The sequence below is a fragment of the Spirosoma gilvum genome (assembly GCF_054776815.1).
On sequence record NZ_BAAHBH010000001.1, the window covers coordinates 843301 to 858088 of the forward strand.

Annotated in this window: 9 protein-coding genes; 4 read left to right on the forward strand and 5 right to left on the reverse strand. The window is 50.2% G+C overall.

All coding sequences use genetic code 11. The features are described from left to right. Positions 1-157: 157 nt before the first annotated feature. Together ACYVFD_RS03410 and ACYVFD_RS03415 are read right to left on the reverse strand one after the other, a co-directional pair. Positions 158-1027, reverse strand: coding sequence for a c-type cytochrome (locus ACYVFD_RS03410; protein ID WP_461088349.1), 870 nt, complete (start codon positions 1025-1027; stop codon positions 158-160). A 649-nt stretch (positions 1028-1676) separates the two neighbouring features. Beyond that, positions 1677-2408: a hypothetical protein gene (locus tag ACYVFD_RS03415; protein WP_461088350.1), complete on the reverse strand. Its 732-nt coding sequence runs from the start codon at positions 2406-2408 to the stop codon at positions 1677-1679. Between the two features lie 348 nt (positions 2409-2756). Between ACYVFD_RS03415 and ACYVFD_RS03420 the strand changes: the two genes are divergently transcribed. Beyond that, positions 2757-3071: an ArsR/SmtB family transcription factor gene (locus tag ACYVFD_RS03420; protein WP_461088351.1), complete on the forward strand. Its 315-nt coding sequence runs from the start codon at positions 2757-2759 to the stop codon at positions 3069-3071. 2 nt (positions 3072-3073) lie between these two features. Beyond that, on the forward strand, positions 3074-3562 hold the full coding sequence (locus ACYVFD_RS03425; protein WP_461088352.1) for an SRPBCC family protein: 489 nt from the start codon (positions 3074-3076) through the stop codon (positions 3560-3562). A 174-nt stretch (positions 3563-3736) separates the two neighbouring features. Here the strand turns inward: ACYVFD_RS03425 and ACYVFD_RS03430 are convergent, their stop codons facing one another. Next, positions 3737-4261 carry a DinB family protein gene (locus ACYVFD_RS03430; protein WP_461088353.1) on the reverse strand — a complete coding sequence of 175 codons (525 nt, stop codon included), beginning with the start codon at positions 4259-4261 and terminating at the stop codon, positions 3737-3739. A 145-nt stretch (positions 4262-4406) separates the two neighbouring features. Between ACYVFD_RS03430 and ACYVFD_RS03435 the strand changes: the two genes are divergently transcribed. Then, on the forward strand, positions 4407-5846 hold the full coding sequence (locus ACYVFD_RS03435; protein ID WP_461088354.1) for a carboxylesterase family protein: 1440 nt from the start codon (positions 4407-4409) through the stop codon (positions 5844-5846). 135 nt (positions 5847-5981) lie between these two features. On the opposite strand, the gene ACYVFD_RS03440 is transcribed toward ACYVFD_RS03435, so the two are convergent. After that, positions 5982-9890: an ATP-binding protein gene (locus tag ACYVFD_RS03440; RefSeq protein ID WP_461088355.1), complete on the reverse strand. Its 3909-nt coding sequence runs from the start codon at positions 9888-9890 to the stop codon at positions 5982-5984. Positions 9891-10409: 519 nt separating this feature from the next. On the opposite strand from ACYVFD_RS03440, the gene ACYVFD_RS03445 reads away from it, so the two are divergent. After that, a complete protein-coding gene (locus tag ACYVFD_RS03445; protein ID WP_461088356.1) occupies positions 10410-13166 on the forward strand; it encodes a hypothetical protein in 2757 nt (918 codons plus the stop codon). A gap of 158 nt (positions 13167-13324) precedes the next feature. Here the strand turns inward: ACYVFD_RS03445 and ACYVFD_RS03450 are convergent, their stop codons facing one another. After that, positions 13325-14788 carry a sugar ABC transporter ATP-binding protein gene (locus ACYVFD_RS03450; RefSeq protein WP_461088357.1) on the reverse strand — a complete coding sequence of 488 codons (1464 nt, stop codon included), beginning with the start codon at positions 14786-14788 and terminating at the stop codon, positions 13325-13327.

Genomic DNA, 14788 nt, shown 5'->3' on the forward strand with positions numbered 1-14788 from the left:
GCCAATAAGTAGTTTCAGATTTGGTAAAGGATTAATAAGGGTGTGGATAGACATTTCCTGTTTCAAAAGTGCGGTATAGAAGGCCATTTGGCCAGTACAAACTTTGTAACTCTCTTTTATCATAGAATCTCGGTTTACTAGAGACTGCGCTGGCATGTTACTTCTCGGCGAGTTTTATGGGTTCAGATAGCGATTTCAGGAATGTATAAATGGCGTTCATTTCGGTCGCATTCAGATAACTTAAATGATTTTTGGCCATCGCACTCATCACCGATAGCTCTTTTCGGCCCAGGGCGCCTTCGCCGGTCTTCAAAAAATGAATGAATTGTCTGTTCGTATAGGCACCGGCAATACGCATATTGGGGGCATGGCCCTGCCCCTGCAAATTTCCCCCGTGACAGGAGGTACAGGCCGTCATGACAAGGTACTTCCCCAAAGCGAGTTGGGAACTGTCGTGTTGCGCCAATTGCCGAGAGGCAAGGTGATTAATTCGTGCCGCTGCAGGTAGATACTTCCCTGTTATTATATCCCAGCGGCCCAATGGATAGATCGTAGAGGATGCTGGCAGGTTTGGTGAGGAAGGGATTGGCTTCAGCGTTCGTAAATAAGCGATTATGTTGGCGACCGATTCATCTTTGAGGTTAAAGAACATTTGCGAGGGCATTCCAATAACAGATTCTCTATTTTTCTTGACCCCATGCCGGATGAGCCGTTCTAATTCTTCGTTCGAATAGGTAGCGATCAGGGCGGTAATATTAGGAGCAACCTGATCTGCTCGATACGGACTGTGTTGAAATCGTTTCCCTTCGAATTGTTCACCGTGACAGTGCTGGCAGTGTTCGATCCGAATCAGTCTGGCTCCTGCCCGAATGGCACCTGTATCCGAAGGAATGGGAATTGTGGTAAGCGGGACGTCATAGGTTTTATGCATGATCAGCATTGACCAGCTATAAACGATGGCTAAGGCTACTAGCACAAATGACAGGACGCCACCCAAAATCCATTTCAGAAAAACGGTCTTCTTCATACGGTTCGATTAATTAATAGGATATCAGGAGCGGGCCTTGATGACTACCTGACAAAATTCCTTTAATTCTAATGAACGGTCGTTTGGATTCTGGCCATATCTGTTCGTTTTTAGGCCAGTCGCTTTATACCTGCGGAGTGAAGCTTTGCTTAGGAGGTACTCAAGCAGTTGCCGCAAAAAAGAATGCCGACCATCGCCGACGGTTTTTCCTGAAAGCATTCGGACGTTTTTCTAAAAGGTGGCAGGCTAGGAGAGAAGGGTAGGAATCGGCCTGTTTCGTTCAATAAATCCGTTCAATTTTACTGATTCATGTTAGGAATTGCGGCTTTACCCCAACCCTCTGAAGCAGAATAGGTGAGAGGGATTTTATTGGGCGGTTAATAAAGCAGTTTAGTTGCGGACAACGGTTGTACGATTATGGATAACTAATCAAGTATATAGTCAGTAATCGTCTCAACATCAGTGCTGATAGTATGTGTAGAAAAGTTGTGGCTGGTTAATAGACTGGTACTATGAAAATGTTTTTGTGTACGTTATTGTTCGTTTTGGAATCTCACAAAAGCTCTTAGATAAGCCGAAATAGCCTTCATTCTGTGCTTTCTAAGATGGGGTGATTTATGAGCTTGCCACGATATATTCCTCATTTACATTAGCCTGCTTGCCCGAAAAAGTACATAAGTGTAGCTAAGGCTAGAATCAATAATGACCAACTTACTACCGTTCGAACGCCAGGTATGGGGCCAGCCATTAACACGCCCCTGCCAAGGGGTAACAGAGCTACGCAAAGACCCGTTGTGGCCAAGACCGATACGAGTGAAGCACCCTTGAGTACGCCTAACATTAAAGCCGACATCAGGCCTAAGCCAATTGAGCCAACCAGACTTAGCACACCTGAGCGGTAAGCCCCAATCGCCAGGATAGCCCAGCCAAACATGATGGCCGCCGACAAGCTTGAAACAATGTGGAAAGCACCGTATGAGTCGGCAATGGCCTTGGTGGCGAGCTGCAGGTTTTGCACCTTTACTAATTGAAAGGCTAAATGATTGATCCCATAGTGGAAAGTACGAGCGAATAAGCCCAATATCACCATGGTTCCTCCCCAGAGTGCCCAAGCCGGTTGTCTTTGCCCAACCAATTTAGCTAAGGTGACTACCGCTGGCCACAAGAGGATATTACCAGCCAGAAACAGACTGTAAGCCGTCGTGACTTGAGTTGGCAGTTGGGCAAAGGCTTTAAGTTGTTGGGGAAAGAAGAACTCAAATTGGAGGAGTAGCAGTTGGGCAAGAAGTAGGAGCAGTGGTGCAATAATCATGGAAACGCCCTCAATCCAACGGCCAGGAAACCAAAATGGTGTTGATTCAACAGACTCAATGTTGGTCATAAGATTATCTTTTTACAACAATTATATTACAATACAAGGTAATATGTAATACATACTACATAGATGGTTTGGTTCGCATGTCAACGGCAATCGCAGAGTCTCCTAAGAATCTAATCAACAGCGATTTGTTCCCGGCAAACATTCCTGCCTGAGACGAAAGATTGGTCTTGTGCCTTCTCTATAATTGGGGCGTTTTCTGAGGCAATCAGCGAGTCAGTAACCATTTTAAGATGCCCTTAAAGCCGACAATACGAACTGATTCTTTTTCAATCTAAGAAAATTTGCGAAACCGAATGGTTGCACGTACATTTGCAACCATTCGGTTTCGCAGAGTAAAATTTATACCAGATGAGACGAGATATTTTTCAGGCCATAGCCGACCCTACAAGGCGAGCAATCATAACCCTGATTGCCTTGCAGGCAATGACGCCCAACGCCATTGCTGAGAACTTCAACACGACCCGACAATCTGTTTCCAAACATCTACGCATACTTACAGAATGCGACCTGGTGAAACAGCAGCAGCAAGGCCGGGAGATTTACTACTCACTGGAAGTGGAAAAAATAAAAGAGATTGATCAGTGGATAAACCAATTCAGGAAACTTTGGGAAACTCGGTTTAATCAACTTGACGACGTATTATCAACCCTCAAAAAAGGCTAAACATGAACGATTTCACCGTTAACAAAACAACAAAAACAGTAACCTTCTCCAGAGATTTTGATGCCGACCTTTCGTTGGTATGGGATGCATACACGAAGCCGGAAATTCTTGATCAATGGTGGGCTCCAAAACCCTGGACCTCAAAAACTAAATTTATGGATTTTGAGGTTGGTGGCCGTCGGTTTTATGCGATGGTAAGCCCTCAAGGAGAAGAGCGTTGGTCCGTTCAAACATACACGTCCATCAGTCCGAAAACCAATTTCAAATTGATGAATGCGTTTGCCGACAAAGATGAAAACCCGGAATTGCCAGGTTCGGAGTGGGATTTAACGTTCAGCGAGCAAAACGGGAAGACAACGGTACGTGTCAGTATTTATAATGAATCGCTTGCCCGCTTAGAGAAGATGCTCGACATGGGCTTCAAAGAAGGAACGGCTATGGCATTGAAAAACCTGGAAGAGTTATTGGCAACTTTATCGCGCCAAAAGTAAAAGAATCAATTGCCGGTAACATCGGCTTGGCAAAGTGGGACCAAACGTTCTCTATTCAATGATGGTAGTTAATTCGGCAGTTGTACGTTTGTTCAGCAGACAACAGCCGATTTAACTACCATCGTCAAGAATAGAACGGATATCCGGCAGCACAAAAATGCGTTGATGAGTTTGTCATTTGGCTAATCGTAGACCGAAATCATGGCGCTTATCCACCACACGTTTAATAAGCCCAATCTGACCGCAGTGGTACATGGTGTGCTTTGTATTCCAATCAATGGCCTCCCGTTTTGTGGTGGCGATAGGGTGAGGAGTAGGGGTGGGCTCCAGCGGATTGTCCAGTTCCCACGCTTGCAGCGTCGTCAGGATAGCCAACGACTTTTGTTGCATATATTTTAAATCCTCTACTAATTTCGCTGAATCTACTTTGCCTACGGATAGGGAAGGGGCTGATGTTGTGAACAACTCACTGTATTCTCGAATTGGAAGCTGCTGGAGTATATCCAGTTGGTGCCCCCGAATGACCATAATAGAATGGAAATAATGACTGATAAGCAAATGCCCAAGCTGCCAATCAATACTTGATTCAACTGTCGGAGGAATGATATTCCACGTTTCAAGCGGCACCGTCTCCACCAACTTATTAATCCATTGATAAGCATTTTCGGTCTGATTAAGCAAAATCTCTGATTCAGTCATTGGTAGTGAGCGAGTTTGGTTTAGATGAAAAGCTATTACATTTTTGTCGGCTAAGTTATTGTGACTTCTCCAGAAAGATTGCGTGTTCCCGTTTAGAGATAAGGTTTTGATCTATCGCTAGGCCCATTCCAGATCGACACTTATCATGACAAAAACGTTTAGCCAGTCTGCCATTTTCTTTCTGGGCCTTACCACAGTCATGGGCCTCTTTCAAAGCCTGCTCTATTTGACAGTTGGCCAGGACCTGGTGACGCAACCCTCGTTCGCCAATTATTTTTTGGCGTCTAATCTGATCTCTTTATTGGGTGTAGCATATCTACTTCGATTATACTATATCCAGCAATTTCAAGTAGCTTTTGTAACGGGTTTGATCGCTTTTTTTACCGCCTTGCTGCGTGTAGTACTGCTTTATAGTCTACTGGTCCCGCTGACCAGGGCCTTTGAAAGCTATTATCCCCTGGTGTTAGTACTCGATCTCGGTGCTGGCCTCTTAGCTGCGATCAGTCTGGTGCTTTCACGCGCAGGAAAAAACGGCTGGTTAAAAGCCGCTGGCGTGTACAGCTTCCTGGTGGCAAGCAGTGCCCTAGCCCTGCTGATCTTTTCGATGCAGGCCCATAACGGCCGGAGTACGCCAACCCTGGAGAGGTGGCAACTGGGGCTTTCGTTTATGGCCAGTTTACAGCCTTTGTTTTTCATCGGCTATTTTTGGCAGCATCCGGCTGTACCATCACAACCCGTGGATTCGAACCTATCTTCCTGGCAAACAATCCTGGTGGATGCGGCTCGACTGATCGGCATAGCTGCGTTCCTGTTTCTGGGCGTAAGCCTGTACGGCGAAGGAATCAGGGCCAGCCATCCCCAGCCAGAAGCCATCAGGCAGGCCCGAATTTTCGAAGCGCGCACCTTTACAAACCAGCGTGGCGACACGCTCTTGTATCGCCTGCTCAGGCCAGAAGGGTATGATTCTACCCAACGCTATCCACTGTTGGTCAGCCTGCACGGCGGAGCCGGTTACGGCACCGACAATATCCGCCAATTAGCCAGTTGGGAAATTCAGCGGCTAACCGAGCCAGAGAATCGAAAAAAGTACCCCGCCTTTATTCTGGCCCCTCAGTGTCCCCGTGGCACCAGTTGGGGCGGTTTGCCGCACCTGGTTGCCCGGGATACGATCGTTTTGGACTTGCTGAACGCTCTGGAACGAGAATTTAGCATTGACCCCAATCGGCGGTACGTGGCAGGCCATTCGCTGGGGGGATATGGAGCCTGGTCTTTCATTGGGACTCACTCTGGTGTGTTTGCCGCTGCCATCCCCTTAAGTGGAGCCGGTGACCCTACCTTGGCCAAAAATATGGTGGACATAGCTATCTGGGCTTTCCACGGAGAAACGGACCGGAATGTACCGGTTGAGGGGTGCCGGACGCTCATCAAGGCAATTCAACAAGCGGGTGGACACCCACGTTACACCGAGTTTGCGGGAATTGGGCACTATCTTAACCCTAGCTTAGACGCTACGCCTGGCATACTGGAGTGGCTGTTTGCTCAAAGACGGGTAAGCCAACCGTATCGGAGCGTTATGAAAAAATAGGGTGCCTGCTTCTGATCGGTTAAGGACGGTAGTCGAATTTCTACTTAATGCTATTGACGGCTGGTCCGTATTTTATCAGTAGGAGATTACTGAGTTTGTATCAGCCCGAAGTGAAGAAGGTGAATTAAGCGGTTTTTAATGAGTCTTCCCAGCATAGTCGGAAGGCGTCATACCATATAGCTGACGAAAACTGCGAGTGAAATAAGCTGGGCTCTCAAAGCCTACTGAATAGGCCGTCTGACTAACCGGTTGTCCCTGGATCAGTAATTGCGTAGCCCGCTTGAGTCGGTAAGCCCGTATGAAATCGGAGGTTGATAAGCCCGTTAAATTTTTAAGTTTACGGTGTAAATGCATACGGCTTAGGTAGGCCTTTCGGGCTAATTCATCCACGCCGAAGGTTGAATCATCCAGATGGCTTTCCAGTAATTCATAGAGTTGTTCCAGAAATGGATGAGAGGTTGGCTTATCCGGTTGCGGAAGTGCGGTGTCGGGGCTCGTCAACTCCTTTCGAATCTGATTCCGCAATTGGCGCTGACGTTTCAACAGGTTGCTAACCCGCAGGCGAAGCTCCTGAACATGGAACGGCTTGGTCAGGTATTCGTCAGCCCCTTGCGAGAGACCCTGCAATCGACTTTCCAGCGCTGTTCGTGCCGTCAGCAGAATAACCGGGATGTGGCTGGTACGAGGATCTTCTTTCAGGTGGTGGCACAGCGTGAAGCCATCCATACCCGGCATCATCACGTCGCTGATGATCAGGTCGGGCACGTTGCTGATGGCTGCTTCCAGCCCCTGCTGACCGTTGGTTGCCTGATAAATCCGGTAGGTTGGCGGTAAACTACTGGCAATAAATTCCAGCAATTCGACATTGTCTTCCACCAGTAATACCGTTGGTGTTTCATCAGCTTGACTACCAGTTTCAGCCTCTGAATCGACTAACCCACGTTCCGGCTCGGTTGCCAAGTCAGCTGCAGTCCACGCCAACGATTGATCCGTTGAAGACGTAACCGAACGATACGGAAGAAATACAGTAAACGTAGTACCTGACCCAACCCGACTGACGACATCAATGGAACCGCCCTGAAGTTCAATCAATTCGACCACCAAAGCCAGGCCGATACCTGTCCCTTCCGGTTTGGCGGTGGAACGACTCTGCTCCGAATCGGGTGTTACCAATCCAGACGGGACCTGATAAAATCGGTCAAAAATATGCGGTGTCTGATCGGCGGGAATGCCAATGCCTGTATCGGAAACGGATAGATAAATGCCGGGCTTTACCGTTACGGTAATCGTGCCGCCAGACGGCGTAAATTTGAGGGCGTTCGCCACCAGGTTTGAGAGAATACCCTCCAGCTTATCCCGGTCGAACCAGTAATCGCCCTCAATTTGAGCTTGATACTGGAGTTGAATACCCGTTGCTTCGGCTTCAGCGCCAAATGACTGCATGCGCTCTCCGATAAAATCGGCCAGCGAACCTCGGCTTTCGTTAACGCTCAGATGGCCTGACTCCAGTTTTGACAAGTCGAGTAACTGATTGATCAGACCCAGCAGTTGATGCGCATTTCGATCAATTACCGTGAGTCGGCGCTGGTCGGTTGTCGACCGATCTTCCTGCATCATTTGCTCAACGGGCGTTAGGATAAGCGTCAGCGGTGTCCGAAATTCATGGGTAATGTTGGTAAAAAAGCGCGTCTTCATGGCATCGACTTCGCGCAGCTGAGCCGCTTCTTTCTGTTTGAAAGCAACGGACTGTTTCAGAAAAAACCGTTTCTGGTATTGCCGCGCCAATGAATAGACGGTTGCCGCCACCAGCGCAGTATAGAACAAATAAGCCCAGTAGGTTGCCCACCAGGGCGATTGAATTGTCACCGTAAGCATGCGACTATGCGAACTCCAATGCCCTGACGTATTGGACGAGTTCAGCCGGAGCGTATAGGTGCCAGGGCGTAAGGCTGTAAAATCGGCTACCGGACGGTCCGTGTAAATCCAGTTATCGTTCAGCCCTTCCAGCCGGTATCGGTACTGAATTTTTGTCTGGCGATTGTACTGCATGGCGGCAAAGCCAACCGTCACAAAGTTTTGATCATGCGTCAATACCAGTTCCTGCATGGCCTGTACGGTAAGCGAATCGCGGTCGGGATGAAATGGGCGGTTATTCACCTGAATGCTGGTCAACTGGACATCGGGCTGGTACGTATCCTCCGCAATCTGTTTAGGGTCGAAGCCCGTAATGCCATCCACTCCCCCCAGAAAAATGCGGTCGTCGGGCAGGTGTAAATTGTGAAATCGATTAAACTCATCAGCTTGTAAACCATCCTCCTGTGTATAGGTCCGGGTACGAAACGTATGACGGTCAACCCGGCAAAGTCCCTGATTCGTGCCGACCCAGATTCCGCCCTGTCGGTCAGGAATAGCCGAATACACGACGTTGTTGGGCAAACCATTCTGCGTGGTTAGTCGCCGACACTGACCGGTTCGTTTGTCGAACCGGCAGAGGCCATTGCCAAACGTGCCAATCCATAAGAGGTTAGTGTCCAGCGGATCAGCAAATAAGGCGATCAATTCATTACTGTTCAATGATGTTTTGTTACCTGACTGGGAAACGTAGTGCCGGACGTTCCCACTGGCCCGGTCAACTCGGTAAAGTCCCTTTGTGGAGGTGGCCAGCCACAGTGCCTGCTGGTCAACCACCAATTGTACAGCCGGTACACTGATCTTCCCCCGAATTGGGAACGGAAACCGTTTCCATTGCCCGTCTTGCCAATAAACCACCAGCGAATCATAAATAGCCCACACCCGACCCGCCGGATCGGTCGCCAGTGGAGCCGTTTGATTTAAATCCAGCGCGCTTTTAGTGAGCGTCACCGGAAACGGAACGGGGGTGATTTTTCGGGAAGTCAGGTCCAGCCGGTAGAACGGTGTCGTACCTGCATTGAACCAGAATTGCCCGGCCTGATCAAACGTGTATCGGAATGCATATGTCGAGGAAAGGGACGGGAACCCGGTAAATTGACTGGCTGACACGCCAAGATGCATCAGGAGGAGATCGTCCATAAAATCAAGCTTGTACGGACGGGCCTCGAAGGCGGCCGCACGCAGGTTAAACTTCTGAATACCGTGCCCATTGGTACCCATCCATAACACGTCAGACCGGTCGATAAACAGGCTTCGGCAGAAACGTGAGCCGGGAAGCTCGTCCAGACGCTGCTTATCTACAGTTGGATTGTAGCGGAGCAGCAACGTATCGAGATTAAAGAAGGTGTTGCCGCGGCTATCAGTAGCGAAGTAAAATTTCCACTGAGAGTGATAAAGCGGCAAAAGAATCCGAGTGAACAGGCCTTGCTGGGGGTGTAGAATCGTCATATACCGGTCCGATCCCAGCATGAGTAAGCCGTCGGGCCGGATATACATATTTCGAATGGGGTCTGGGCGCGACGGATCCGTTTCAGCCTGCGTGAACCAGCTTGTAAACTGGCCCGTCTGTTTATTCTGCCGGAAGATCTGACTTTGGGTGGCTAACCACATGGTTCCTTCCCAATCCTGCCGAACGGCGACAATATGTTTTAATGCAGGAAATTGGTGAACGCGGTTCGTGGCTAAATCAAGGCAGACCACCTGACCTGAATTACGGAGGATCAGCCAAAGGCGATTCTGCCGATCGGGGTAATATCTATCAACCTGTTGATGCCCAAGTAGCCGCCGAAAGACCGGTAGCCGGGAATAATTAATGAACGTTTCCCGGATGGGATCAAATAAATCGAACTCTTTCTCCTCACTCATGATCCAGAGCCGCCCACTGGTATCCGTCTGTATATCCGCCATCGATGAAGACGATAGTGACGGGCGTTCGGCTGTAGGCTGAAAGACCTTGAAACTACGACCATCATACCGACTTAATCCATCCCGAGTTGCCATCCAGATAAACCCTTGCCGATCCTGAACGATGGCTGGTACAAATGCCTGTGGCAGACCCTGGCGAGCGGTAATCAGTTCAGGTCGGGGTAGGGTGAACGATTGCGCCAATAGTGTGGGTAGGAGTGCGCCCATCACGATACATACGTAGCCTATTGGTTGCCACCATCTCCTGCTAAGGGCCTTATACAACGGCCGAAAAAAACGAATCTGAAAGCACATGATCCGATTACTGAGTGAAGGCTTTGGCTAAACTGTCTATTATTTATGTTTATACATGACTCGTTGGGCTTGATTCTTTACCCGTTGAGCCGCATCCACAAGGCAACCTGACTGACATTGCCCATAAGGGTAACTACCGAATAGGAATAAATGAAACTATCAAGCTACTATTTTATAGGCTAATTGATCCTATAATTGAGTTTGCGGTACATAAGCTGAACGCTTTCAGCCAGGCAGAGCAGGGGTGACTGTCAAGATGTAAAACCTGTTAATGAACATGCCAACGGCCTATCGGGCTTCTTTTTAGCGTCCTTTATCGGGTGGTTACAATAGGTCAAGTCGATGTTACAATAGTGCAGGCCCGCCAATCGTAGCGAGGCTAGTTTTAGCCCGTGGCAATTATCTCAGCCACGCGTTTAATTCTGGATCGTTATGAAACAATCGTTACATCTACCGAAAAATCACACGCTGGTATCACGTTATCGGCCCTATTTTCTTCTGGTTCGCTTCTGGATTGGACTACTCTGCCTGCTGCCAGGGCTGGCAAAATCGCAGTTTACCTGGACAGGACGGGAAGCGGCTCCCACTACTGAATATACGTCTCTTGCTTATGGTAATGGGCTCTATGTTGCCGTCGCCAGAGAAAGCAACAGTGCAAGTAATATCCATACCAGTCCCGATGGCATCACCTGGACATCCCGAAAGCCAGCCGGGCCTAATTATAAGTTTAGCTATCAGGCAGTGACGTTTGGCAATGGACAGTTTGTGGCTATCGGCAATGATGACCACTACTATGGAGCTCACAGTTTTAATGGTGGAACCGCCTGGGATGTAACTAATGGTACCGTCAATACCCAAAACTGCTCGTCACTGACCTTTGGCAACCGAATATTTGTGGCCGTTGGCGAGGGGGTGGCGACCAGCACCAACTATGGAATCGCGTACACGCGCCGGACAGCGCCCTCGGCTAATTTCTGGTCTTCAGTCACCTATGGTAATGGGTTGTTTGTGGCCGTGGCCAACTCGGGAACGGGGGATCGGGTGATGACCAGTCCCGATGGCATCACCTGGACCGCCCAAACCGCAGCCGCCAACAATGACTGGCAGGCTGTCACGTTCGGTAATGGGCTGTTTGTGGCCGTAGCCAATGCGGGTAATGATCATCGGGTCATGACTAGTCCCGATGGCATCACCTGGACCGCCCAAACCGCAGCCGCCGATAATGACTGGAAAGCGATTACCTATGGCAACGGGTTGTTTGTGGCCGTGGCTAGCTCAGGGACGGGCAATCGGGTCATGACCAGTCCCGATGGCATCACCTGGACCTCACGAGCTGCATCGTCAGATAATGATTGGGTAGCGGTTACCTATGGTAATGGAAAATTTGTGGCCATAGCCGCCTACGGCGATTACAAGCGGGTGATGAATAGCACCGATGGCGTCACCTGGACCGGGATCGTTGAAACGCGGGCAGGCAGCTGGGGGTCAGTCACCTATGGCAATCGACGGTTTGTGGCCGTCAATGGTTATTACAAGCAGTCGATGACCAGCCCCGACGGAATCACCTGGAAGACCCATAATACCCCTTTAGTGGGCGGGTCAGTAACCTTCGGCAAAGGGCTGTATGTATCGACAGGGCCCAGTGGTATATCGACGAGTCCCGATGGGGCTGCCTGGACCAAGCAGGTAGCTCTGGGCCCTGGTGGCTATGGGACAATCACCTATGGCAACGGGCTGTTTGTGACCTTCGGCAATAATGGCGTGATTACCAGCCCGGATGGCATCACCTGGACATTTCGAAATGTCCCGGGTACGGGCTGGATTAGTGTCACATATGGAGGAGGTAAATTTGTGGCCGTCGGTGTTGAGGGGGTGATCACCAGCCCCGATGGTATCACCTGGACTGCTCGAACGGCCCCATCAGATCCGGGTGGACTCTGGAAAACGGTTACCTACGGCAATGGGATGTATGTCGCTCTGGGCAATAGTGGGGGGAACTATGATGTCAAACCTCGGTTATTAATGACCAGCCCGGATGGCATTACCTGGACCAAACGAAATGCCCTCTCAAACGTGGCGGAGTGGACATCGGTCGTCTACGGCAATGGGCAGTTTGTAGCCGTTGCTCGTATAGATTTCACTAATCCTCCAATCTATGTCATGACGAGTCCGGATGGCATTACCTGGACCAAACGATCTCCAGCGAATAATAATGAATGGGTATCGATGACCTTCGGCGATGGGTTGTTTGTGGCCGTCGCCAACGATCTGGCCGGTCCTCACGCTGAGCTGGTGATGACCTCAGGTTGTTTGCAGCCTGAAGTCAGCATTACGGCCACACCTTCCCTCACGATAAGCCCCGGTCAGAGCGTCACGCTCACAGCATCAGGAGCCACCTCGTATACCTGGTCAACGGGCAAAACTACGTCCGCTATTTCGACCTCCGCCACGGGTACCTATTCGGTTACCGGTACAACAGACGCTTGTTCCGCCACGGCTTCAGTTCAGGTCAGCCGGGGTCCTTGCAGCCTCCCGGTGGCAATCGGGGCTACGCCTTCTCTAACGATCCTGAGCGGAACCAGTGCTACGCTCACAGCCTCAGGGGCTGCCATCTATGAGTGGTCAACGGGCGCAACAACAGCGGCTATTTCGGTCAGTACAGCGGGTCCTTACTCAGTAACGGGTAGTGCGGGCAGTTGTAAGCAGGTCCAGACCGTGACCCTAACCCTCTCCGACGGCCCCGATCTTAGTCCGACCCTGGTTATGCCAGATGCCAACTTTAGCCCTACCGCAACCCATAATTTTATCGTTAACCTCTTTGAAACGGGAGGGCTACCTACTTCATCGGCGTCTGTCACCCTCACCGTTACCGTGCCAACAGGCTATTCCGTTGCCTTTGACAATACCCGAACTAGTATTGATGTGGCGGGGGGAAGCACAACTTCCGTGACCAACAATCAGTGGCACCTTGGAAACACCATCAACGATCAGCAACTTACCCTGGTGATGAATGCCGGGCAGTCGATTGCTGGCGGGGAGGCCGCGGTGGTTGGACTTTCGGTCACGCGCACCAGTGCCAACGCCGGGAGTGTCTCCAACATTACCGTCAATGTGAATGACGATGCCACCAGGACGTATGATAGTAACTCGACCAACAATGTCTACGCCCGTATAATTACCGGCTTGTAAGTCAATAAGCGAATAGAAAACTTAAGGGGCGTTCTTCCAGGACTTGTAACCGAATGGGTCAGTCTTGGAAGAACGCTTCTTCCTAAGACGATGTGGCTTTTACGAATGTTGGCTACTCCCCAATAAAGCTCGGTACGACCGCTGGATGCAGTCAACCGTCATTGAGTAGCCAACCTCATGATTCGTTCTTCGGTCGCTTCCTCGCGGCTTAGTTCGCCAGAAAGCTGGCCGTCACGAATCACCAGAATACGGTCGGCGAGGGCCAGCAGTTCCGGAAGTTCGCTCGAGATAAGCAGAATACCCTTGCCTTGCGCTGCCAGGCTTCGGAGGATGGCATAAATTTCGGCTTTGCCGCCCACATCGATGCCATGCGTGGGTTCATCAACAATCAGTACGTCGGGGTTGACCAGCAGCCAGCGGGCCAGCATTGTTTTTTGCTGATTTCCCCCACTCAGATTTCCCACCAGCTCCTGGACAGAAGGCGTTCGGATGCTCAGTTGCTGCCGGAATGATTCGGCTACAGTCGCTGCCCGGCTGCGGTTATACCAGGGGTCTGCCGCTGGCTGGTTGGCTGCGACAATGTTCTGAGCAACAGTCTGTTCCATGAATAAGCCCAGCCGTTTACGTTCTTCGGGTAGGTAGCCAATCCCATACCGGACCGCATCGGACGGGTGCTTAATAGTCAATTCGTTTCCATGCAACCGGATGGTTCCTGAATCGTGTTTGTCGATCCCAAAAATAGCCCGCGCAATCTCCGTGCGCCCAGCACCAACCAGGCCAGCCATACCAAGGATTTCTTCCTTATGAAGCTGAAAACTAATCTGATCAAACCGCTCACCCGACAGGTTCTGTACCTGCATTAACACGTCATTTGTAGCTGATGATGCACTTTTCTCCGCTACTAAACGCCGACCAACCATTCGACTAATGAGCGCATCGGGCGTGGTACTGGTCATTTGTTCGGTTCCCTGGTAGCGTCCGTCTTTCAGCACCGAAACCCGGTCGGCCAGTTCGAACAGTTCGGGGAGTCGGTGCGAGATATAAACGATGGCTTTGCCCTCCGTTCGTAACTGCCGTAGTAACGCAAATAAGGTAGCCGTTTCCCGGTTTGTTAGAGAGGCCGTGGGTTCATCCAGTAGTAAGATTGTCGGATCTTGCGACAAAGCTTTGGCAATTTCAACCATCTGTTTCTGACCCGGCGACAGCTCACTCACCAGCGCTTGCGGCCGTATATCGGGTAAAGCCAGCCTGGTCAGCAGGGCTTGGGTGTGAGCGTATAAGGTCTTATACTGGATTAAACCGAAGCGGTTTTTGGGCTGGCGATTTGCATATATATTTTCGGCAACGGTCAGGCTATCAACCAGACTCAGTTGCTGGTAAACGATAGCAATACCCAGTGCGGTTGCATGGGCCGGGTTCTCGATCTGAACCGCCTGTCCATTAAGCAGAATCTGACCGGAATCGGGTTGCAGGTTTCCTGTCAGTATGTTCATCAACGTGCTTTTACCGGCTCCATTTTCACCACAGAGCGCCTGAATTTCGCCCGAATCGACGCTTAGTGATACGTTGTCAAGTGCCTTTACGCCGGGAAATTGCTTGCTGATGTTGAGGAGCTGGAGCAT